24 protein-coding genes are annotated in these 20,273 nt (G+C 62.7%); 11 read left to right on the top strand and 13 right to left on the bottom strand.

The features are described from left to right. Window positions 1-121: 121 nt before the first annotated feature. From ACF8FG_RS00720 to ACF8FG_RS00700, 5 genes are all read right to left on the bottom strand, one after another. Window positions 122-493: a glutaredoxin gene (locus ACF8FG_RS00720; RefSeq protein ID WP_014591979.1), complete on the bottom strand. Its 372-nt coding sequence runs from the start codon at window positions 491-493 to the stop codon at window positions 122-124. A gap of 59 nt (window positions 494-552) precedes the next feature. Continuing rightward, complete coding sequence (gene folE / locus ACF8FG_RS00715; protein ID WP_003252789.1) at window positions 553-1,098, bottom strand: GTP cyclohydrolase I FolE; 546 nt, start codon at window positions 1,096-1,098, stop codon at window positions 553-555. A gap of 70 nt (window positions 1,099-1,168) precedes the next feature. After that, window positions 1,169-1,729 (bottom strand): Smr/MutS family protein, encoded by a 561-nt coding sequence (locus tag ACF8FG_RS00710; RefSeq protein ID WP_019437969.1) that lies wholly within the window; start codon window positions 1,727-1,729, stop codon window positions 1,169-1,171. A gap of 174 nt (window positions 1,730-1,903) precedes the next feature. After that, window positions 1,904-2,224, bottom strand: a complete 321-nt coding sequence (locus ACF8FG_RS00705) for a hypothetical protein (RefSeq protein WP_004577080.1) — start codon at window positions 2,222-2,224, stop codon at window positions 1,904-1,906. Between the two features lie 85 nt (window positions 2,225-2,309). Next, window positions 2,310-2,900, bottom strand: coding sequence for a cysteine hydrolase family protein (locus ACF8FG_RS00700; protein WP_003252796.1), 591 nt, complete (start codon window positions 2,898-2,900; stop codon window positions 2,310-2,312). 181 nt (window positions 2,901-3,081) lie between these two features. Here ACF8FG_RS00700 and prmB point away from each other — a divergent pair, with 181 nt between their 5' ends. Next, window positions 3,082-3,990 (top strand): 50S ribosomal protein L3 N(5)-glutamine methyltransferase, encoded by a 909-nt coding sequence (gene prmB / locus ACF8FG_RS00695; RefSeq protein ID WP_003252797.1) that lies wholly within the window; start codon window positions 3,082-3,084, stop codon window positions 3,988-3,990. 49 nt (window positions 3,991-4,039) lie between these two features. Here prmB and ACF8FG_RS00690 read toward each other — a convergent pair whose 3' ends face one another. Both ACF8FG_RS00690 and ACF8FG_RS00685 read right to left on the bottom strand, forming a co-directional pair. Then, the gene (locus tag ACF8FG_RS00690; RefSeq protein WP_014591977.1) at window positions 4,040-4,822 is read right to left on the bottom strand and encodes a hypothetical protein; all 783 of its coding nucleotides are present in this window, start codon (window positions 4,820-4,822) and stop codon (window positions 4,040-4,042) included. A 65-nt stretch (window positions 4,823-4,887) separates the two neighbouring features. Further along, entirely contained in the window at window positions 4,888-5,850 is a 963-nt protein-coding gene (locus ACF8FG_RS00685; RefSeq protein WP_070384193.1) for an alpha/beta hydrolase, read from the bottom strand. Window positions 5,851-6,085: 235 nt separating this feature from the next. On the opposite strand from ACF8FG_RS00685, the gene aroC reads away from it, so the two are divergent. From aroC to ACF8FG_RS00670, 3 genes are all read left to right on the top strand, one after another. Beyond that, window positions 6,086-7,177: a chorismate synthase gene (gene aroC, locus ACF8FG_RS00680; protein WP_003252803.1), complete on the top strand. Its 1,092-nt coding sequence runs from the start codon at window positions 6,086-6,088 to the stop codon at window positions 7,175-7,177. A 141-nt stretch (window positions 7,178-7,318) separates the two neighbouring features. After that, window positions 7,319-8,473: an MFS transporter gene (locus tag ACF8FG_RS00675; protein ID WP_004577081.1), complete on the top strand. Its 1,155-nt coding sequence runs from the start codon at window positions 7,319-7,321 to the stop codon at window positions 8,471-8,473. Continuing rightward, on the top strand, window positions 8,473-9,009 hold the full coding sequence (locus ACF8FG_RS00670) for an oxidase (protein WP_014591975.1): 537 nt from the start codon (window positions 8,473-8,475) through the stop codon (window positions 9,007-9,009). The genes ACF8FG_RS00675 and ACF8FG_RS00670 overlap by 1 nt, the downstream gene beginning before the upstream one ends. Before the next feature lie 123 nt (window positions 9,010-9,132). Here the strand turns inward: ACF8FG_RS00670 and ACF8FG_RS00665 are convergent, their stop codons facing one another. Further along, a complete protein-coding gene (locus ACF8FG_RS00665) occupies window positions 9,133-9,405 on the bottom strand; it encodes a DUF3509 domain-containing protein (protein WP_003252809.1) in 273 nt (90 codons plus the stop codon). 266 nt (window positions 9,406-9,671) lie between these two features. Between ACF8FG_RS00665 and ACF8FG_RS00660 the strand changes: the two genes are divergently transcribed. Both ACF8FG_RS00660 and ACF8FG_RS00655 read left to right on the top strand, forming a co-directional pair. Beyond that, the gene (locus tag ACF8FG_RS00660; RefSeq protein WP_144179991.1) at window positions 9,672-10,196 is read left to right on the top strand and encodes an ankyrin repeat domain-containing protein; all 525 of its coding nucleotides are present in this window, start codon (window positions 9,672-9,674) and stop codon (window positions 10,194-10,196) included. A gap of 60 nt (window positions 10,197-10,256) precedes the next feature. Continuing rightward, the gene (locus ACF8FG_RS00655) at window positions 10,257-10,787 is read left to right on the top strand and encodes a hypothetical protein (protein ID WP_134698042.1); all 531 of its coding nucleotides are present in this window, start codon (window positions 10,257-10,259) and stop codon (window positions 10,785-10,787) included. A 135-nt stretch (window positions 10,788-10,922) separates the two neighbouring features. Here ACF8FG_RS00655 and ACF8FG_RS00650 read toward each other — a convergent pair whose 3' ends face one another. Next, window positions 10,923-11,861, bottom strand: coding sequence for a ZIP family metal transporter (locus ACF8FG_RS00650; protein WP_019437678.1), 939 nt, complete (start codon window positions 11,859-11,861; stop codon window positions 10,923-10,925). A gap of 126 nt (window positions 11,862-11,987) precedes the next feature. Between ACF8FG_RS00650 and ACF8FG_RS00645 the strand changes: the two genes are divergently transcribed. The 4 genes from ACF8FG_RS00645 (at window position 11,988) to ACF8FG_RS00630 (ending at window position 15,328) form a co-directional block, all read left to right on the top strand. Next, window positions 11,988-12,179: a PLDc N-terminal domain-containing protein gene (locus ACF8FG_RS00645; RefSeq protein ID WP_003252818.1), complete on the top strand. Its 192-nt coding sequence runs from the start codon at window positions 11,988-11,990 to the stop codon at window positions 12,177-12,179. A gap of 139 nt (window positions 12,180-12,318) precedes the next feature. Beyond that, on the top strand, window positions 12,319-14,376 hold the full coding sequence (locus ACF8FG_RS00640) for an LTA synthase family protein (RefSeq protein ID WP_134698040.1): 2,058 nt from the start codon (window positions 12,319-12,321) through the stop codon (window positions 14,374-14,376). 205 nt (window positions 14,377-14,581) lie between these two features. After that, complete coding sequence (locus ACF8FG_RS00635; protein ID WP_003252823.1) at window positions 14,582-14,818, top strand: hypothetical protein; 237 nt, start codon at window positions 14,582-14,584, stop codon at window positions 14,816-14,818. Window positions 14,819-14,995: 177 nt separating this feature from the next. After that, window positions 14,996-15,328, top strand: a complete 333-nt coding sequence (locus tag ACF8FG_RS00630) for a ribonuclease E inhibitor RraB (RefSeq protein ID WP_003252824.1) — start codon at window positions 14,996-14,998, stop codon at window positions 15,326-15,328. Between the two features lie 45 nt (window positions 15,329-15,373). On the opposite strand, the gene ACF8FG_RS00625 is transcribed toward ACF8FG_RS00630, so the two are convergent. Next, window positions 15,374-16,174, bottom strand: a complete 801-nt coding sequence (locus tag ACF8FG_RS00625; RefSeq protein ID WP_119713394.1) for a cytochrome c — start codon at window positions 16,172-16,174, stop codon at window positions 15,374-15,376. A 526-nt stretch (window positions 16,175-16,700) separates the two neighbouring features. Between ACF8FG_RS00625 and ACF8FG_RS00620 the strand changes: the two genes are divergently transcribed. Beyond that, on the top strand, window positions 16,701-17,435 hold the full coding sequence (locus tag ACF8FG_RS00620; protein WP_119713395.1) for an amidotransferase: 735 nt from the start codon (window positions 16,701-16,703) through the stop codon (window positions 17,433-17,435). A 101-nt stretch (window positions 17,436-17,536) separates the two neighbouring features. Here ACF8FG_RS00620 and ACF8FG_RS00615 read toward each other — a convergent pair whose 3' ends face one another. The 3 genes from ACF8FG_RS00615 to ACF8FG_RS00605 form a co-directional block, all read right to left on the bottom strand. Next, complete coding sequence (locus ACF8FG_RS00615) at window positions 17,537-18,508, bottom strand: magnesium and cobalt transport protein CorA (protein WP_119713396.1); 972 nt, start codon at window positions 18,506-18,508, stop codon at window positions 17,537-17,539. A 68-nt stretch (window positions 18,509-18,576) separates the two neighbouring features. Beyond that, window positions 18,577-19,290 carry a 1-acyl-sn-glycerol-3-phosphate acyltransferase gene (locus ACF8FG_RS00610; RefSeq protein WP_014591968.1) on the bottom strand — a complete coding sequence of 238 codons (714 nt, stop codon included), beginning with the start codon at window positions 19,288-19,290 and terminating at the stop codon, window positions 18,577-18,579. A 164-nt stretch (window positions 19,291-19,454) separates the two neighbouring features. Further along, window positions 19,455-20,144: a crotonase/enoyl-CoA hydratase family protein gene (locus ACF8FG_RS00605; RefSeq protein ID WP_014591967.1), complete on the bottom strand. Its 690-nt coding sequence runs from the start codon at window positions 20,142-20,144 to the stop codon at window positions 19,455-19,457. Window positions 20,145-20,273 lie beyond the last annotated feature (129 nt).

Below are 20,273 nucleotides of genomic sequence, written 5' to 3'. Positions count from 1 at the left end.
AGGCGCTTGCGCAATCCTTGTGGGAGCGGGCGTGCCCGCGAACACGGGCGCAGCCCGTGCCAACCACCGCAGTGCCTGCTTCGCGGGCTCGCCCGCTCCCACAAGGGATCTGCAGCGTCAGTCAGATGGCGGCAAACCGCTCATCCAGGTAAGCGATGATCGCCTTGGACTCATACATCCAGGTCACCTTGCCGGCTTCTTCAATGCGCAGGCATGGCACTTTCACCCGGCCGCCACCTTCTTGCAGGGCCTGGCGGTGCACCGGGTCGTTCTTGGCATCGCGCAGCGCCACCGGCACGTTCAAACGGTGCAGGGTGCGGCGGGTTTTGACGCAGAACGGGCAGGCGTGGAACTGGTACAGCGCCAGCCCCTTGGCCGCTTGCTCGATGCGGGCCTGGGCGGCGGGGTCGCGCTTGCGCTTGGCCGGGCGGCTGATCCAGTCACCGAAGACGATGAGCTGGCCGAGGCCAACCCGCAGGGCTTTGACGATCATGGGCAACTCCTGAAATGCAAAAGCCGACCCTGAAGGGTCGGCTCGGGGTCAGCAACCAATCACTTGATCAGGCTGAGGAACTCGCTACGGGTGGCGGCGTTGTCGCGGAACTCACCCAGCATCACCGAGGTGATCATGGTCGAATTCTGCTTCTCGACACCGCGCATCATCATGCACATGTGCTTGGCTTCGACCACCACGGCCACACCCGCGGCACCGGTTACCTGCTGCACGGCTTCGGCGATCTGGCGGCTGAGGTTTTCCTGGATCTGCAGGCGGCGGGCGTACATGTCGACGATACGTGCCACCTTCGACAGGCCCAGTACCTTGCCCTTCGGCAGGTAGGCAACGTGTGCCTTGCCAATGAACGGCAGCATGTGGTGTTCGCACATCGAATACAGCTCGATGTCCCGGACCAGCACCATTTCGCTGTTGTCAGAGCTGAACAAAGCGTTGTTGGTGACTTCTTCCAGTGTTTGCTCATAACCGCGGCAAAGGTACTTCATCGCCTTTGCAGCCCGCTTGGGCGTGTCGAGCAGGCCCTCACGGGAGACGTCCTCGCCAATCTGGCTGAGGATCTCGGTGTAGTTCTGTTCCAGGGACATGGATCTACCTGTGGGAAAAAATCGCAAAAACGAAGGGTACGGCGGTGAGGGCGGCGCTGCAAGCGCGGCGTTACTCGTCGCGGCCTTCGAGCATGGTTCGCTTCAGCATCACATACACCGCGCCGGTGCCGCCGTGGCGGGCACTGCACGAGGCAAAACCGAGCACTTGCGGGTGCTGGCGCAGCCAGGTGTTGACGTGGCTTTTGATCATCGGGCGCTTGCCGTCCAGGCGTGCGGCCTTGCCGTGGGTCACCCGCACGCAGCGCACCTCCAGTTTGGTGGCTTCGGCGATGAAGTCCCACAAGGTTTCGCGGGCCTTTTCCACCGTCATGCCGTGCAGGTCGAGGCTGCCCTCGAATGGAATCTGCCCCAGCTTCAGCTTGCGCAGTTGGCCTTCCTGTACGCCATCGCGGCGCCACATCAGCTCGTCTTCGGCGCCTACGTCGATGACGAACTGGTCGGACATGCCATCGATGACCAAAGCCTTGTCACTGCGCACGGTCGCCGCCTGGCGCAGGCCGGCCAGCTTCTGGCGGTCGGCCTTGGGCTTGCCGACGTCGGCACGGTCGTGGCGGATCGGCTTTACGCCGCGCACTTCGGCCTTGAACAGGGAAAAATCGTCGTCTTGCATGATGCCTCCACGTAGGCGGCGTAGTTTACGCGACTGTGGGGCCGTGTGCAGCCTGTGCGGGCCTCTTCGCGGGTAAACCCGCTCCTACGGGGATGTCACAGAGCCTGAAGGCGGCGGGGTACCTGTAGGAGCGGGTTTACCCGCGAAGAGGCCCGCACAGGTTACGCAAAACCATCAATCGTGCTTCTTCATCAGGTGCGGCGACAGGTTAAGCTCCCGCCCGCGGCGCAAACGGATACGGCTGCGCCGCCAGAAGCGCACACCCAGCCACAGCAACAACAAGCCAGCCACGGTGAGGATGCTGGACAACGGTTTGTTGGCGTTGAGTTCCTGCAGGGCAGGGTAGTTGCCCAGCAGGCCGGCGACGCCGGCCATGGCCAGCAGTACGCCCAGCGTCGCCAGCAGGGCCGACAGGCCGGCCGCCAGGCGGGCGCCCCAGTTACGCGGTTCGCGCGGGCGCAGGCGCTTGGCGTCGAAACTGCCTTTAAGCTTCATTCCGCTCTCCTCGGTGGATATCCGGAATTCGACCTGCTGCTGCCCATCGGGTTCCGCCCGGCTGCCGGGCGGTCCTGCAAGCCGCTCAGATCAGGCTGGCGGTGGGTGCGACGCAAGCGAAGTTGTCAGCCATCACGGCCATTTCGCACTGGTGAATCTGCGCGGCCGGAATGACGCCGTCCTTGAATGCCAGGTCGCGGGTGGCCGACGCGTCTTCTACCAGGGTGCACCGATAACCATAGTCCTTGGCGCGGCGAACGGTGGTGCTGACGCTGGAATGGCTCATGAAACCACAGACGATCAGGTCCAGGTGGCCCAGCTCCTGCAATGTCTCGTGCAGCTTGGTGTTCTTGAACGCGTTGGGCATGCGTTTTTCGATGACGATTTCACCTTCCAGCGGCTCCAGCCCCGGAATGAACTGGCCAGCCGGCCCCTGGGGGTCGAAGCGGCCACCAACAGTGCCCAGGTGGCGAACATGGATGATCGGACGGCCGCTCTTACGGGCGGCGTCGAGCAACCTGGCGATGTTGGCCACGGCCTCGTCCATGCCCGACAGCTTCAGGGGACCACTGAGGTACTCCTTTTGTGCATCGATGATGATCAGGCTGGCGTGGCTCAGCTTGGCCGGCGGATAGTCGCGGCCAGTGAGGCGAAACATCGTGGTTGGAACGGACATCAAGGGCTCCTTGGATAGGGCTTTTGTATACCTATTCTCCCCTGCCTTGGCGCCAATGGGAATGGTTGACAACGCAAGCGGCGTGGTTACTGGCCTGTGGCTAGCCTTTGGGCAAGGCAAAGGAACAAATGTGTGGGTGGGGCTGTTAGACTTTTGTCCGGTCTGAAAATAGGAGTACCCCGTGATCACATCCCGTCTGCGCACGCTGCGCGACTACATCCGCTGGGCGGTCAGCCGCTTCCACGAGCATGACCTGTTCTTCGGTCACGGTGCCGACAACGCCTGGGACGAAGCCCGCCTGCTGGTGCTGGGTGCGGTGCACCTGCCGTGGGAGGTGGCCGACAGCTATCTGGACTGCATGCTCGAGGACGACGAGCGAGTACGCCTTCAGCACCTGCTCAAGCGCCGTATCGAAGAGCGTGTACCGGCCGCCTACCTGCTGGGCGAGGCCTGGTTCTGCGGCATGTCGTTCATCGTCGACGAGCGGGTGCTGGTGCCGCGTTCGCCCATTGGCCAGCTGATCGAAAAACGTTTCGAGCCGTGGCTGGCCAGCGAGCCGGCGCGCATTCTGGACCTGTGCACGGGGTCGGGCTGCATCGGCATCGTCGCCGCCGATGTGTTCCCGGAGGCCGAGGTGGTGTTGGCCGACCTGTCGTTCCAGGCCCTTGAAGTGGCCAACCAGAACATCGAGCGCCATGGCCTGGACGGGCGCGTGTACACCGTGCAGGGCGATGGCTTTGGCGGTTTGCCGGGGCAGCGTTTCGACCTGATCCTGTCCAACCCGCCGTATGTCGACGCCGAAGACTTCGACGACATGCCGGCCGAGTACCACCATGAGCCCGAACTAGGCCTGGCCTGCGGCAGCGACGGCCTGGACCTGGTACGGCGGATGCTGGCCGAAGCGGCTGACCACCTGACCGAGAAGGGTTTGCTGATTGTTGAAGTGGGCAACAGCCAGGTGCATGTCGAGGCGTTGTACCCCGAGGTGGACTTTGCCTGGCTGGAATTCGAGCGTGGCGGGCATGGGGTGTTCATGCTCACCGCCGAGCAGTGCCGCCAGCATCAGGAATTGTTCAAGGCCCGCGTTTAGGCTATTTGGGGCTGCTTTGCAGCCCCAATCTCCACCGGCTGATGCGGTCTTAGCGGGTTGCAATCCAGATCAACAGCCCTGCCTGGAACACGGTAAACGCCACCAGGCAGGTAATGGTGAAACGCAATCCGCCGTCTTCGCGCTGGTATTTGGCCACGCGCTCATCCCGCTCGCGCAGTTGCCCTTCCTTTTCCTGCAGTTGCTGGTCGGCCTGCTGCAGCAGGTTGGCGGCATCCAGAATCTCCACCCGCTGCAGGCGCTCGCTGCTCCAGGCGGCCTTGAGCTGGCCCACCGTCATATCCGCGGTGCGGCCCTTCAGGTGCTGGCTGTCCTCGTACTGCACCTCGATACCCACCCCGCGCAAGCACTGGTCACGGCGAAGGCGTGAGTCCTCGTTCAGGGCGTCCTTGCTCGGCAGCGCCATGCCTTCCACCCGGTAGTGCGACCACTTGCGCTGCAACCACTGTGCGGCCTGGGCCAGCATGAAACGGCCGATGCCACGGTTCACCGGTTCCAGTTGCAGGCCATGTTCATTGCCAATACGCACCAGGCGCTCGGCATGGTCGACGCGGATGTCCAGGCGGTTCTGCTCTTTGTGCACTTTCTGCCCAGGCAACTGGATTTCCATGCGCAGCAGGCTGTGTGCCTTGTCATGGCGCTCGGCATAGCCGAACTGCACAAAACGCAGCGGCCGTGCACCGGTGCTGCGGTCGGTCGGCAGTGCTGCCAGGCGCAGCAGCTGGAAATGCTCGGCGGTCAGCTCGGCCCAGGGCAGGGCGGGGATTTCCTGGGGTTCTTCGGCCGGCTCGACGGCGGTGGGGGAGGTGGTCATCAGGGCTTGTCCTCAGCTATGCCTGCTGTATCGGCAGGCATGGCTGAGACCTGAGCCTGTTTGACTTACGCCGAAGGCAAATGCTGGATGAACGTCACAATTCGCTCGCCCAGCTCGCGCGCCAGCGGCAGCTCGGGGTTGAGGTAGCTGTCGCGCTGCTGGCTCATGCCCTTGGGGCTGATGCGCAGCATGTGGTTCATGCCATCGATCAGGACCAGTTGTGCATCTGGCTTGGCCGCTTTCAGCCGTTGGGCGTCGGCCACGTCCACCTGCACGTCGTTGCGCCCCTGCACGATCAGCGCGGGCATGGGCAGGCGGGCAAAGGCTGCTGCCGGGTTTTGCTGGAACAGCGAAATCAGGTACGGCTGCACGCTGGGGCGAAACACCTGGCGCAGCGGCGCTGGCACATCCAGGCTGGTCTGCCCGGCCTGCAGGCGGTCGAGCAGGGCGCTGCCACTGGCCAGTTGCGCGGGCGGCAGGCGCTGGGCCAGTTGTTCGTGCAGCACCTCGGCCAACGGCCGGCCGCTGCCGGCCAGGGTGATGACTGCGCTGGCGCCAGCCTGCTCGGCGGCCAGGCTGGCAATCAGTGCGCCTTCGCTGTGGCCAATCAGGATCAGCGGGCCGAAGCGCGGGTCGGCTTTGAGCTTGTGGCTCCAGGCGACCACATCGGCCACGTAGCGCTCCACGCTGAGGTCACGCTCGTCAGGCGTGGCCGGCTGGCTGGCGGCCACCCCGCGTTTGTCGTAACGCACGCTGGCAATGTGTTCGTTGGCCAGCAGCAGGGCCAGGCGCTTGAGGTTGTCGACCCGGCCCGACGCCGGGTTGTTGCCGTCACGGTCGGTGGGGCCGGAGCCGGCGATGATCAGCACCACTGGCGGCGGGGTGGCCTGTTGCGGCAGCAGCAGGCTGCCGTGCAGCACGCCCTGGCCGGTGTCCAGGTCGATCGGGCGTTGCAGTACAGTGGGGGCGGCGGCCTGGGCCAGGCCAGTGCACAGCAGGAAGAGCAAGGCGACGAGGCGCGACATCATGCGGTACTACATGGGGAGATGTGGGTTTGACCCACTGTTTGCGGGAAGGTTCTGGGAAGCGAATGGCAGGCTCGGCCCTTTCGCGGGCACGCCCGCTCCCACAGGTATTTCACAGCATTCGGTTCTGTGGTGATCCTGTGGGAGCGGGCATGCCCGCGAAGAGGCCCGCACAGGCGATCAAAGCATCTGTATACTGCCGCTTTCACCCATTTCTGGCAGATTTCGCGGAGCGTCCATGTCCGGCAATACCTACGGCAAGCTGTTCACTGTCACCACCGCTGGCGAGAGCCATGGCCCGGCGTTGGTCGCCATTGTCGATGGATGCCCTCCGGGCCTGGAAATTTCCCTCGCCGACCTGCAGCACGACCTTGACCGGCGCAAGCCCGGCACCAGCCGGCACACCACCCAGCGCCAGGAAGCCGACGAGGTGGAAATCCTTTCCGGCGTGTTCGAAGGCCGCACCACCGGTTGCTCGATCGGCCTGCTGATCCGCAACACCGACCAGAAGTCCAAGGACTACTCGGCCATCAAGGACCTGTTCCGCCCGGCCCACGCCGACTATACCTACCACCACAAGTACGGTATCCGCGACTACCGCGGCGGCGGCCGCAGCTCTGCCCGTGAAACCGCCATGCGCGTGGCCGCCGGCGCTATCGCCAAGAAGTTCCTGGCCACCCAGGGCATCACCGTGCGTGGCTACATGAGCCAGCTGGGCCCGATCGAAATCCCGTTCAAAACCTGGGAGTCGGTGGAGCAGAACGCCTTCTTCAGCCCCGATCCGGACAAAGTACCTGAGCTGGAAGCCTACATGGACCAGCTGCGCCGAGACCAGGATTCGGTGGGCGCAAAAATCACCGTGGTCGCAGAAGGCGTGATGCCCGGGCTGGGCGAACCGATCTTCGACCGCCTGGATGCAGAGCTGGCCCATGCGCTGATGAGCATCAATGCGGTCAAGGGCGTGGAAATCGGCGCCGGCTTCGCCAGTGTGGCCCAGCGCGGCACCGAGCACCGGGACGAGCTGACCCCGGAAGGCTTCCTCAGCAATAACGCGGGCGGCATTCTGGGCGGTATTTCCTCGGGCCAGCCGATCGTTGCCCACCTGGCACTGAAGCCCACTTCCAGCATCACCACCCCGGGCCGCTCGATCGATGTCGATGGCAACCCGGTGGACGTCATCACCAAAGGCCGCCACGACCCGTGCGTGGGCATCCGTGCCACGCCGATTGCCGAGGCGATGATGGCCATCGCGTTGATGGACCACCTGCTGCGCCACCGTGCGCAGAATGCCGATGTGCAAGTGAATACCCCGGTGCTGGGCCAGCGCTGATCCAACTGCACCGGCCTCTTCGCGGGTAAACCCGCTCCTACATTGGGATATCACTGCCCTCAGGTGCAGTGACAGGGTGGATCCGCGTAGGCGCGGGTTCACCCGCGAAGAGGCCGGCCCAGGTCCCCACAAGGCCACCCCATGCAACCCATCCCCTACTGGCGCCTGTCCAGCTTCTACCTGTTCTACTTCGCCCTGCTGGGCTCCACCGCACCTTTCCTGGCGCTGTACTTCGACCACCTGGGCTTTTCCCCGGCGCGCATCGGCGAGCTGGTGGCCATCCCCATGCTGATGCGCTGCGTCGCCCCCAACCTGTGGGGCTGGCTGGGCGATCGCACGGGCCAGCGGCTGTTGATCGTCCGCCTTGGCGCGTTGTGCACCCTGGCCACCTTCGCCCTGATCTTCTTCGGCAAAAGCTACGCCTGGCTGGCGCTGGTGATGGCCCTGCACGCGTTCTTCTGGCATGCGGTGCTGCCGCAATTCGAGGTCATCACCCTGGCCCACCTGCACGGGCAGACGTCGCGCTACAGCCAGGTACGTCTGTGGGGTTCGATCGGTTTCATCCTCACCGTGGTTGGCCTGGGCCGCTTGTTCGAATGGTTGAGCCTGGACATCTACCCGGTGGCGCTGGTCACGATCATGGCCGGTATCGTCGCCGCCAGCCTGTGGGTGCCCAATGCCCAGCCGGTGGAGCAGGGTGGGCGCAGCGGCACGGGGGGCTTTCTGCAGCAGTTGCGTGCCCCGGGGGTGATCGCGTTCTACGCGTGCGTGGCCTTGATGCAGCTCAGTCACGGGCCCTATTACACCTTCCTTACCCTGCACCTGGAGCACTTGGGCTATACGCGCGGTGCCATCGGCCTTCTATGGGCGCTTGGGGTGGTGGCCGAGGTGCTGATGTTCATGGTCATGAGCCGCCTGTTCGCCCGTTTCAGCGTGCAGCGCGTGTTGTTGGTCAGCTTCCTGCTGGCGGCATTGCGCTGGCTGCTGCTAGGTAACCTGGCGCAGGAGCCGGCAGTACTGATCTTCGCCCAGCTGCTGCACGCGGCCACCTTCGGCTGCTTCCACGCCGCCAGCATCGCCTTCGTCCAGGCCAGCTTCGGCGCTCGCCAGCAGGGCCAGGGCCAGGCGCTTTACGCAGCGCTGTCGGGGACCGGCGGTGCGCTGGGGGCGCTGTACTCAGGCTACAGCTGGAAGCTGCTGGGCCCCACCTTCACCTTTGGTATGGCCAGTGCCGCAGCCTTGGCCGCAGCCGTTATCATTGCCCTTTGTTCGCAACCGACCAGGACCCGCCCCTGATGAGCATTCTCAGCGTTTTCCACCCCGCCAGCCCGGCACTGCCGAACAAGGTGCTGACTCACCACGACGACATCGCCGCTACGTTGGCCGAGCAGGGCGTGCGCTTTGTGCATGCCGACCCTGGCCTGCGGGTGCGCCCGGGCACGGCCCAGGACGAGGTGCTGGATGTTTGCCGCGTGTACCTGGATGAGTTGATGACGGCGCATGGCAGCAAGGCCTTCGCGCTGCTCAACCGCGACGGTGAAGACCCGGCCCAGGTCGATGTGCGTGATGAGCATGTGCATGATGCCGACGAGCTGTTCGCCGTGGTCAGCGGGCGGGCGCAGGTTGGCCTGCGGCTGGGGGACTGGGTGTATTCGGTGCTGTGCGAGAAGGGTGACCAGCTGCTGGTGCCGGCCGGGACGCGGCGTTGGGTTGAGTTGGGTGATACACCGTTTTGCCTGGCGTTGCGCTTGTATGGCAGCGAGCAGGGCATGCAGGCGCGGTTTACCGGGGATGTGACGGCGCGGGCGTTTCTGGGGATCGACGAGTTGTAATGGCATTGCCGGCCTCTTCGCGGGTGAACCCGCTCCTACATTGGTTGCGCCGCCCTTAGGCATCGCGCAGTCAATGTAGGAGCGGGTTTACCCGCGAAGAGGCCAGTTCAGGCAATACACCCCTCAGCGGTACGTCGGCAAGGCAAACCGCTGCTGGCTCTGCAGCATCGAGATGACCGGCAACTCACTGGCCTCTTCAGCCAGATCACGACGGATGGCACTGATCGCCCAGGACAGCTGTTCGGCACTGTGCAATTGCCCATAGGTCAGCACCCGGCGGGTAACCTTGCCATCCGCTGCGCGCAGGGTAAGCAGTACACCGCCATCGGGCCGGGCTTTGGTATTCACCTGATAGGCCGAAAATACCGATGCGAACTTTTGCTGGATGAGGTCCATATCAACTCCTGGCTGGTGTGTGGCAGACATGAGTTGATGGTTGCAGTGACCGTGCCAGAATCCTGGTTGGCAAAAAATCTAGTAAAAACAGTCAGTTACGGTGAATTTGCAGAAGCGGCATCGTGCAGGCTGCACGGTCGTGCATTTTGCACAGTGCATTTTGCACGGGTCAGGGTTTGCCTATCGGCCTTATAGAATCTGAACCTTTGACCGCAATGGCATGCCTGACGAACACTTGGGCCATCAATTATGCCAGGAGGTTCCCTATGTCCAGCCAAGCCGCACCTGCCACAATGACCGACGACGAAACCGCTGCGTTCGCCGAGCAGGTGTTCGAACGTGCCCGTCAGGGCGACGCCGACATGCTCTGGCGCCTGCTTGCCAGCGGCCTGCCGGCCAACCTGCGTAATCACAAGGGCGATACCTTGCTGATGCTGGCCAGCTACCACGGCCACCACGAGGCGGTGCGGGTGCTGCTGGCGCAAGGTGCCGATCCGCTGATTGCCAACGACAACGGCCAGCTGCCGATTGCCGGTGCTGCGTTCAAAGGGGACCTGGCGATGATTCGCCTGCTGGTGGAGCATGGCGTGCCGGTGGATGCCGCCGCGCAGGACGGTCGCACCGCGCTGATGTTGGCGGCCATGTTCAATCGCAGCGAAATCCTCGACTACCTGCTGGCACAAGGGGCCAACCCGGCGCACCAGGATGCCCGCGGCATCACTGCCCTGATGGCGGCGCAAACCATGGGCGCAGCAGACACCGCCGCGCGCTTGCAAGCGCTGGCCGGCTAACCGCCGGGGGGCATTTGCGGCTATCCTTGGCGACTTTTCACCCGTCGCAGGCCCCCTTTCATGAAAACTCAGTTGCTCGAATTCATCAGCCTCATTGGCGCCGGCTGCATGCGTGAGGCAGACATCGAGCGTATCGCCGACGAGGCCGCCCAAGCCTACGCCGACCCTGTCGCCTTTCTGGCCGCCAACCCCGACATCAACTACGACGACACTTTCCCGATTCCTTTGGGCGAATGGGTGGTGCTGGGCAGCCTGCCGGATACCGTGGTGTTCCAGGCCGACAGCTATCTGGAGCTGTTCCAGCAGATCAGCGACTCGTTCGACAACAGCGTGCCGTTTACCCTCAAGCCCAAGCAACTGGCCCGTACCGAGCCACTGACCGCGCTCAACCGTATCCAGGTACAGATGGGCGCGCTGAACAAGGAGGCGGGTGGTTATGTGCTGCTCAACTTCAGCCAGTTGCTCGATGACGAGCTGCAGATGGTCATGGTGGGGCAGCAGGACCTGGCACGGGTAATGGAGCTGGGGGCAGCGCTGGGCATCAAGGTCGAACCGGCGCTGGAAGCCCTGAAAGTCGCCGTCCACATCTAAAGCCTGGCGCAGTCCCTGTGGGAGCGGCCTTGTGTCGCGAAAGGGCTGCACAGCAGCCCCGGGATTTCAGCGTCGATGCAAATAATGCCGGGGCCGCTTCGCGGCCCTTTCGCGACACCAGGCCGGTGTTCAGCCTCAGCCCAGCGCGGTATCGAGAAACATCATCACCGCAAACCCGCCCATCAACCCCAAGGTCGCCGCTGTCTGGTGCCCGTTGCGGTGGGTTTCGGGGATCACCTCGTGGCTGACCACAAAGATCATCGCCCCCGCCGCCAGCCCCATGCTGATCGGGTAGGCGAGGGCAAAGCCGGTAGAAATACCCAGCCCGATCACCGCCCCTAGCGGCTCCATCAGGCCCGACCCTATCGCCACCAACGCGGCCTTCAGGTTAGAAAGCCCGGTGGCGCGCAAGGCCAGTGCCACGGCCAGCCCCTCGGGGATGTCCTGGATGGCGATGGCACTGGTCAGCGGTAGGCCGATGTTCATGTCACCATTGGCAAAGCTCACGCCAATCGCCATGCCTTCAGGCAGGTTGTGCAGGGTGATCGCCAGCACGAACAGCCACACCCGGCTGATGCGCTCGGCTTCGGGCCCGCACGGGCCGGTGCTTTCGTGTTCATGCGGGGTGAAGCGGTCCAGGCCCAGCATCAGCAGCACACCCAGGCTCATGCCCAGCACCACGGTAAACGCAGCGGCCGGGCCGTTGCCCGTGATCTCGCGGGCAGCCTCCAGGCCCGGCAGAATCAGCGAAAACGAGCTGGCGGCCAGCATCATGCCGGCAGCAAAGCCCAGCATCACATCCTGGGTACGCGCGTTGACATCGCGCAGTACTACCGCCAGCACGGCGCCCAGTGCGGTGGCGCCAAAGCCGGACAACCCGCCCAGCATGGCCAGGTGCAGGTTGTCGGCATGGTCGCCGTTCACCGCGTTCCAGAGGCTGGCGGCCAGCAGCACGCACACCGCCAGCAGGCTCAGCCCAAGGCCGGCGCTGAGCCAGGGAGTATCGGTAACCTGCTGGCGCCAGGCCTGCAGCAGTGAAGATGGGGCGGCGCTTTGGCTGTGGGTGGGCGGCATGCGAACCTCGAATCAGTGAATGCAGTCAGTCTACCGAGGGACCTGCGACATCCGCCAAGGATTCCCTTCTATTGGCGCGATAGCTGACTATGCTGTGCAGCAAAGCCTCTGGACAGGAATTCAGATATGGGATCTACCTTCAACAGCCTGGTCGGGCTGATCATTCTGGCGCTGGATATCTGGGCCATTCTCAACGTGATCAAGAGTGGCAGCGAGGTGGGCATCAAGGTGTTGTGGATCTTGTTGATCGCCTTGCTGCCGGTGGTGGGGCTGGTGATCTGGGCGATTGCCGGGCCGCGGGGAAATGTGCGGCTCTAGGCGCGGTACTGACATAGCCAGTAATGGGGCCGTGACAAAATTTTCACATTGGTTTAAAGAGAATCCGCACCCGCATAATGCTGCGTTGGCCTAGCGCCATCGCCTCTTCGCAAACCGCAATCCTAGGACCTTCCCATTCATGGCTAACTCCGACGCCTTGAAGCAACAGGGCGCGCGAACGTCATTTTCGCCGACCCTGAAATCCCACCTGGCCTACACGCTGCTCAGTGGCCTGGTGATCATGCTGATGCTCAGCCTGGTGCGCCTGGCGCTGCTGGCCTACAACAACGACATGGTCGGCGATACCCCTTATTCGACGGTCGCCGAAGGCTTCCTCAACGGCTTGCGCTTCGACCTGCGGGTGGTGGTGTACATCAGCATCCCACTGCTGCTGGCCATGCTCAGCCCCTGGGCCATGGCCCGGCGTGGCGTGTTCCGTTTCTGGCTGACCCTCGCTTCGAGCGTGGTGATGTTCCTCGGCCTGATGGAAATGGACTTCTACCGCGAGTTCCACCAGCGCCTCAACGGCCTGGTGTTCCAGTACATCAAGGAAGACCCGAAAACCGTCATGAGCATGCTCTGGTACGGTTTCCCGGTGGTCCGCTACCTGCTGGCCTGGGCCTTCGGTACCTGGCTGCTGAGCCTGCTGTTCAAAGGTATCGATCGCGCTACCCGCGCCGAAGGCCTGCACCGCGTTGCCCCGTGGTACAAGCGCCTGGCGGTATTCATGGTGATCTTGCTGGTGGCCGTGGCCGCTGCCCGTGGCACCCTGCGCCAGGGCCCACCGATGCGCTGGGGTGATGCCTTTACCACTGACTCCAACTTCGTCAACCAGCTGGGCCTGAACGGCACCCTGACCCTGATCGACGCCGCCAAGAGCCGCTTTGGCGAGGACCGTGCCAACATCTGGAAGCCAGTCCTGCAGCAGGACGTGGCCACGCAAAGTGTGCGTGAGCAACTGCTGACCGCCCACGATACACTGGTCGACGCCGACGAAGCCGCCATCCGCCGCGACTTTGTGCCGCCAGCTGACCGTACCCTGCCGATCAAGAACGTGGTGGTGATCCTGATGGAAAGCTTCGCCGGCCACTCGGTAGGTGCGCTGGGCAGCCCCAACAACATCACCCCGTACTTCGACAAGCTGGCCAAAGAAGGCCTGCTGTTCGACCGCTTCTTCTCCAACGGCACCCATACCCACCAGGGCATGTTCGCCACCATGGCCTGCTTCCCCAACCTGCCAGGTTTCGAATACCTGATGCAGACCCCGGAAGGCGGCCATAAGCTGTCGGGCCTGCCGGCCCTGCTCAGCGCCCGTGACTACGACGACGTGTACGTCTACAACGGCGACTTTGCCTGGGACAACCAGTCCGGGTTCTTCGGCAACCAGGGGATGACCACCTTCATCGGTCGTAATGACTTCGTCAACCCGGTGTTCTCCGACCCGACCTGGGGTGTATCCGACCAGGACATGTTCGACCGCGGCAACGAAGAGCTGGCCAAGCACGATGGCAAGAAGCCGATCTACGCGCTGCTGCAGACGCTGTCCAACCACACGCCGTATGCCCTGCCGAAGGACTTGCCGGTAGAGAAGGTTACCGGCCAGGGCCGTCTGGACGAGCACCTGACCGCCATGCGTTATTCGGACTGGGCGCTGGGCCAGTTCTTCGAGAAGGCGCGTAAGGAGCCTTACTTCAAGGACACCCTGTTCGTCATCGTCGGTGACCATGGCTTTGGCAACCACCAGCAGGTTACCGAGCTGGACCTGGGCCGCTTCAACGTGCCGCTGCTGCTGATTGCCCCGGGCATTCAGGAGAAATTCGGTGCGGTGAACCACACCGTGGGTACCCAGGTCGACATCGTGCCGACCATCATGGGCCGCCTGGGTGGCAAGGCTCGCCACCAGTGCTGGGGGCGTGACCTGCTCAACCTGCCCGAGGGTGACCAAGGCGTGGGCATGATCAAGCCGTCGGGCAGCGAGCAGATTGTCGGGCTGGTGCAGGGTGACCGTATCCTGATCGAGTCCAAGGACATGAGCCCGCGGATGTACCGCTACCAGTTGGGCAGCGAGTTCAAGGCCGAACTGATCGAAAGCCCGGACCAGCCGGAAATGCTCAAGAAGCTGGAAGCGTATATCCAGACGGCGACCAAGAGCCTGCTGGATAACACCGCTGGCGTAGTGCACGGCACACCGAAGTAAACCGGGGCCGCGTTGCGGCCCATTCACGGGCTTGCCCGCTTCCACAGGCTTGCACAGGGTTCGAACCTCGTGCTGGCCCTGTGGGCGCGGGCAAGCCTGCGAATGGGCCCCGCACAATTTTCCCGGACTGAACATTATCCCCGCCCCAAGGTCAGTTATTCAGGCATCACACACCTGGTGTTCGTTGACTGAGAGGGTCCGTTCAATGAAAGAGTGGGAAGTCATTTTTGCCGACCAGAAGGGCGAACCGTCCACATTGCTGTTGCATGCCGAGCATTGCCCCAGCGAGGAAGACGTTGCGCGGGCCATCCGCTCACACCTGTTTCCGGTGATGGACGAGCTGGACCTCAACGACTTCCAGGACCGTATCATCTCCCCGACCGCACGCTGGCTCAAAGAGCATAGCGGTGTGACCATCACCAGCATTCACGAAGTACCCTGAACCACACGTTTGCGTGGTGCCTTGGCAGGCGCTACGCTGGTGGAGGGCCTACCTGTTCTGTGGGTTGGCGCCGCCTCAATAATTCGCGTCTTGCATCAGCTCGAACTGCCCGGCCGTTGCCGGCAGGTGCGTAGTGCACGGAAAGTCTATCCATTGCTTTATTCAGGAGGACGATTCATGAGCAGCCAGAACGACGATATCAGCAGCAACGTCCTGCGCCAGATGAAAGCAGGCGGTTTCGACTTCACCCAGATCCACCCTATCGAGTTCTATGCCGTATTCCCGGACGAAGCAGGGGCCCGTCGTGCAGCCGGGCAGTTTCGCGGGGAATCGCTCAATGCCCAGGTGAAGGAGCTGGGCGACGGTGCCTGGCACCTGGAACTGAGCAAGGTCATGTACGCCACCCATGGCGGGATTGGCGACTTTGAAGAGGCCTTCGAGCAGTTGGTGACACCGTATGGGGGGGAGGTGGAAGGGTGGGGCGTCAAGCACGAACGGCTCACGGCCTGACAGTTTTGTGTTGGCCCCTTCGCGGGTTAACCCGCGAAGAGGCCCTCAAGGCTTACGCGCTGCCATGTGCCCCAAATAGGCCAGCAGCGCATCCAATTCCTGTTCACTCAACACACTTTCGGCAAACCCCGGCATCTTCGCCTGCGGCCACTGCCGCAGGCTTTGCGGGTCGCGTATCAACTTGCGTAAATAAACCGGCTGAAAATACTCGGTCGGGTTATACGGCACATTCAAGTCCGGCCCCACCTGCCCATCTCCCGCACCGTTCAACCGGTGACATACCAGGCAATTCTGCTGGAACAGGGCAAAGCCCTGACGCACCGGGCTGTCGGTCGGCAGCATCGGGTCGGGTAGCAGCGCAGGAAACCGCTGATCCACCGGGGCCAGCTTGCGAAGGGTGGCGATCTGGAATGGCCACTGTTCAGGGCGGATCCCGCTGGCCTGCGGCGCAGTCCATACCAGGTAGAACGGCCCGGCACTTGGCTTGCCTTGACCCAGTGGCGGCCACGGCTTGCCTGGGTCTTCCACGGCCAACCAGGCCCGTGCTGGACCTGGCTGCAGCAATTGCGCAGCGGGCATTTCGGCGGCAAAGCCATCCAGCGCCACGGCCTGCAGGTGATCGCGGGCGCTCACCCCTTCCAGCAGCGTGGCCAGCGGCACCGCCCGATAGTGCATGGGGCGTTTGTAGGATACGTCCTGCTCGATACTGATGTCCTGGGCCTCAGGGTGGCCAAGCAGTTCGACGCTGCTCCACTGGCGCGTTGTAGCGCCCAGTTCAAGGTGCAGTTGCGCCGCCGACAATGGCAGGCTCAGGACCAACGCTAGCAGGGCAAGGCAGTGGCGCATAGGCAATCTCCGACCATCAAGGCCAGCAGGTTACCTGTGCGTTGCCCGTTGGCGCCACCGCCGCAGTCAGCCAAACAAACGTGTCAGGTTCGGCAAGATCAACAGCAACGTGGTGGCAAATAAAATGAGCCCAGCTTGGCGAATTTTCGATTGTCTGAACATGGCGGACCGCCTTCTTGTTGTTATTCCTGAATACCCGTTGGCTTCCTTGTCGCGCTTCGGGTCGATCGCAGCGGCGTTGCATGGCGCCGGACTGCTTGCCTCTTGAAAGTGGATATACCTTCAACAGTAGGGTGTGCGTTATCCATATTTGAGAACCCTTTGTTCTAACCGTTCACTAAAACCATTCCTCTGGCTATGAGGCTAAGTGCTATCTAGCTGGCACGCTCTATCTAGACAGTGGCGCAAGTACCCGGCAGGCGCCGACGAAATGTGACCGTTCGTCAGTGCAGCCTACTTGCTTGTACGTGCCTTTCGCGGCAGTCTCTACAGCAGATTCCCACCCATGTCGTTCAGGACTACCCCTATGTCGTTACGCATCTGCATCCTTGAAACCGATGTCCTGCGACCGGAGTTGACGGCGCAATATCAGGGCTACGGCAGGATGTTCGAGCAGCTCTTCTCGCGTCAGCCGATTGCCGCCGAATTTTGTGTGTACAACGTGATGCACGGCGACTATCCCGCCGACAGTGAAAAGTTCGATGCCTACCTTGTGACGGGCAGCAAGGCCGATTCGTTCGGTACCGACCCGTGGATCCAGACGCTAAAGGCCTACCTGCTCAAGTTGTACGAGCGCGGTGAAAAGCTGCTGGGCGTGTGTTTTGGCCACCAGTTGCTGGCCTTGACCCTGGGTGGCAAGGCCGAGCGGGCTGAGCAAGGCTGGGGCGTGGGTATTCATCGCTACTCGTTGGCGGCGCATGCGCCGTGGATGGACCCGGAGGTGTCGGAGCTGACCTTGCTGATCAGTCACCAGGACCAGGTGACCGAACTGCCGGAAGGCGCTACGGTGATCGCCTCCAGCGATTTCTGCCCGAATGCGGCGTATCACATTCGCGACCAGGTGCTGTGCTTCCAGGGCCACCCGGAATTCGTGCATGACTACTCCCGCGCACTGCTCGATGCGCGGCAGGAATACCTGGGTGACGAGGTGTATCACAAGGCTGTCGCCAGCCTGACCACCGAGCACCAGGGGGATTTGGTAGGGGAGTGGATGTTGCGCTTTATCCAGCAGCCGTCAAAGGCCAGCGACAGCGCCGCTTAATCGGTGGCAACCCTTCGCGGGCACGCCCGCTCCCACAGGTGATGCACAATTTCAAGCACTGTGCGCAACCTGTGGGAGCGGGCGCGCCCGCGAAGAGGCCATCAAAGCCAACCCGATTTCTTGAAGCTGGCATACAACCCGGCACACCCCGTCGCAATCACACCCAGTACCGCGAAGTAACCGTAGTGCCAGCTCAGCTCTGGCATGTTCTGGAAGTTCATCCCGTAAACCCCGGCAATCGCGGTAGGGAATGCCAGAATCGCCGCCCAGGCTGCGAATTTGCGCTGCACGATGCTTTGCCGTGACGACTCCAGCAGCATGCCGATCTCGATCGTCTGGCTGGCAATGTCGCGGATGCCGGCCAAGTCTTCCATCTGTCGCGTCACGTGAATTTGCACATCACGAAAGTACGGGCGCATGTTCTTGTCGATGAACGGGAAGCTCAGGCGCTGCAGTTCTTCGCTCACTTCAACCAGAGGTGCCACGTAGCGGCGCAGGCGCAGGATGTCACGGCGCAGGCTGTGCAGGCGGCGGATGTCGTCTTCTTGCAGCGAGCCGCCCAGTACGCTTTCCTCCAGCGCTTCGATCTCGCCATGAATGGCCTCGCTGACCGGCTGGTAGTTCTCGGTGACGAAGTCGAGCAGGGCGTACAGCACGAAGTCTTCGCCATGTTCCAGCAGCAGAGGCCGAGCCTCGCAGCGCTGGCGGACCATGGCGTAGGATTTGGAGTGGCCGTTGCGACAGGTGATGATGTAGCCGTTGCCAGCGAAGATATGGGTTTCGATGAATTCCAGTTTGCCTTCGTGGCGCACTGGCGAATAGGTGACGATGAACAACGCGTCACCGAAGGTTTCCAGCTTGGGTCGGCTGTGTTTTTCCAGGGCATCTTCGATGGCCAGTTCGTGCAGGTTGAACTGGGACTGCAGGTTGGCCAGCTCTTCGGCATTGGGCTCTTCCAGGCCGATCCACACGAAATGCCCCGGCTTGCGCGCCCACTCGCTGCCTTCGTCGATGCTGATGTTGGTGACCTTCCTGCCGGCGCTGTACACCGCCGATGCCACGACTCGACCCATGGTTGTCCGCTTATTCGTTTGAACACGGATACAGCTTGGGCTGTACCCGGCTCCAGAGCAACCCCGGATCAGGCCAGTTCTTTTTCCATGCGGTCAATGCACTGCTGCATTTGCCCACGGCATTGCTCGATCAGCGCTGGCAGGTCCTGCAGCGTCATGCCCGTCGTGGCAATGGGCGGCAGCGAGCGCACAATCACCGTGCGCTGGCGCCAGCTGTTCAGGCTCAGGCGCCTTGCATAGCGGCTGACGCAGACCGGCACGATCGGTACACCGGCCTCGATGGCCATGTGAAACGCGCCTTTCTTGAACGCCAGCAAGTGCTCGCCGGGATTGCGGGTGCCTTCGGGGAAAATCCAGATCGAGGTGTCGTCCTGCAGAACCCGGGTGGTCTTCTGTATGGCCCTGCGCGCCTGATAGGCATTCTTGCGGTCGACCAGCACGTTGCCGCCCAGCCAGAACAGTTGGCCGAACAGCGGGATCCAGCCCAGGCTCTTCTTGCCGATGGCGACGGTGCGCTGCGGCACCACTTGGCCCAGCACGAACAGATCGAAGTTGGACTGGTGGTTGGCCACGATCACACAGCCGGGCGGGTGGTCCCACAATGGGCCGACTTCGGCCTTTACCTTGATGCGCATCAGCCAGGTGGCCGGCAAACTGTAGAGCCGGGCGAAAACGCGGCTGTTGTCAGGGTTGAAGGGGCGGCACAGACCAATGATCAGGCCCACGGCGCCAGCGGCCAGAAAATGCAGCGCCAGCAGAAACATACGCAATGAATAAAGCATAGTACGACTCACACCAGACATTCGCCTTTCAGTGTACGGGTGTACACTGGCTGGGGCAAACCTGGCTGCATGACTGTTCCGGCCCTTTCGCGGGTGAACCCGCTCCTACACAGGTTACGCATGCCCGTTGAACTGCGGATTTACACGCGAAAGGGCCCGTGCGGCTAGCCCATATGCTGCTGATCCAGCTCGATTGCCTTGTCCAGCGCCTCCAGCAGCCCTTTGCGCACTTTCAGCTTGGTGTTCTTGTGCGCCAGCATGTTCAGCTTCTTCAGCTCCCGCGCTGCGGCCATTGCCGTTTCCTGCAACTGCTCGGCCGGCACCACCTTGTCGAGGAAGCCGGCATCCACTGCACCCTGCGGGTCAAACACTTCGGCATTGATCACCGAGCGGTGGAAGGCCGAGCGTCGCAGGCGGTCGCGGGCCAGTTCAATGCCGGCGTGGTGCATGGTCATGCCGATCTGCACTTCGTTCAGGCATACCTTGTACGGCCCTTCGACGCCAATGCGGTAGTCGGCCGACAGCAGCAGGAAGGCGCCCTTGGCCACGGCATTGCCGGGACAGGCCACCACCACCGGGAACGGGTGCGACAGCAGCCGGCGGGCGAGGGTGGAACCGGCGGTGACGAGGCTGATGGCCTCTTGGGGGCCGCGGGTCATCACCTTGAGGTCGTAACCGCCTGACAGAATGCCCGGCTGCCCGGTGATGATCACTACTGCACGCTCCTCGGTAGCGCGGTCCAGCGCTGCATTGAAGGCAGTGATGACGTCCGGCGAGATGGCATTGACCTTGCCGTTGTTCAGGGTAAGGGTGGCGATGCCGTCTTCGGCGTGGTAGGTAATCAGCTCGCTCATGGCAGAGTCCTTTTGTTGGCGTGGCGACGACGTTACCCAGCGCCAGGGGCGAGGTAAAGCAGCAAGGCTGACTGGTCGGTCAGTGCTCACGGCAGCCCAAGTGCAAATACATGAAAAAATTGAAAAAAA

The organism is Pseudomonas sp. YQ_6 (assembly GCF_043103245.1).
GTDB classification, from domain to species: Bacteria; Pseudomonadota; Gammaproteobacteria; order Pseudomonadales; family Pseudomonadaceae; genus Aquipseudomonas; species Aquipseudomonas alloputida.
The sequence above is the reverse complement of the archived record's forward strand: the minus strand, read 5'-3'. Positions and strand labels throughout refer to the sequence as shown.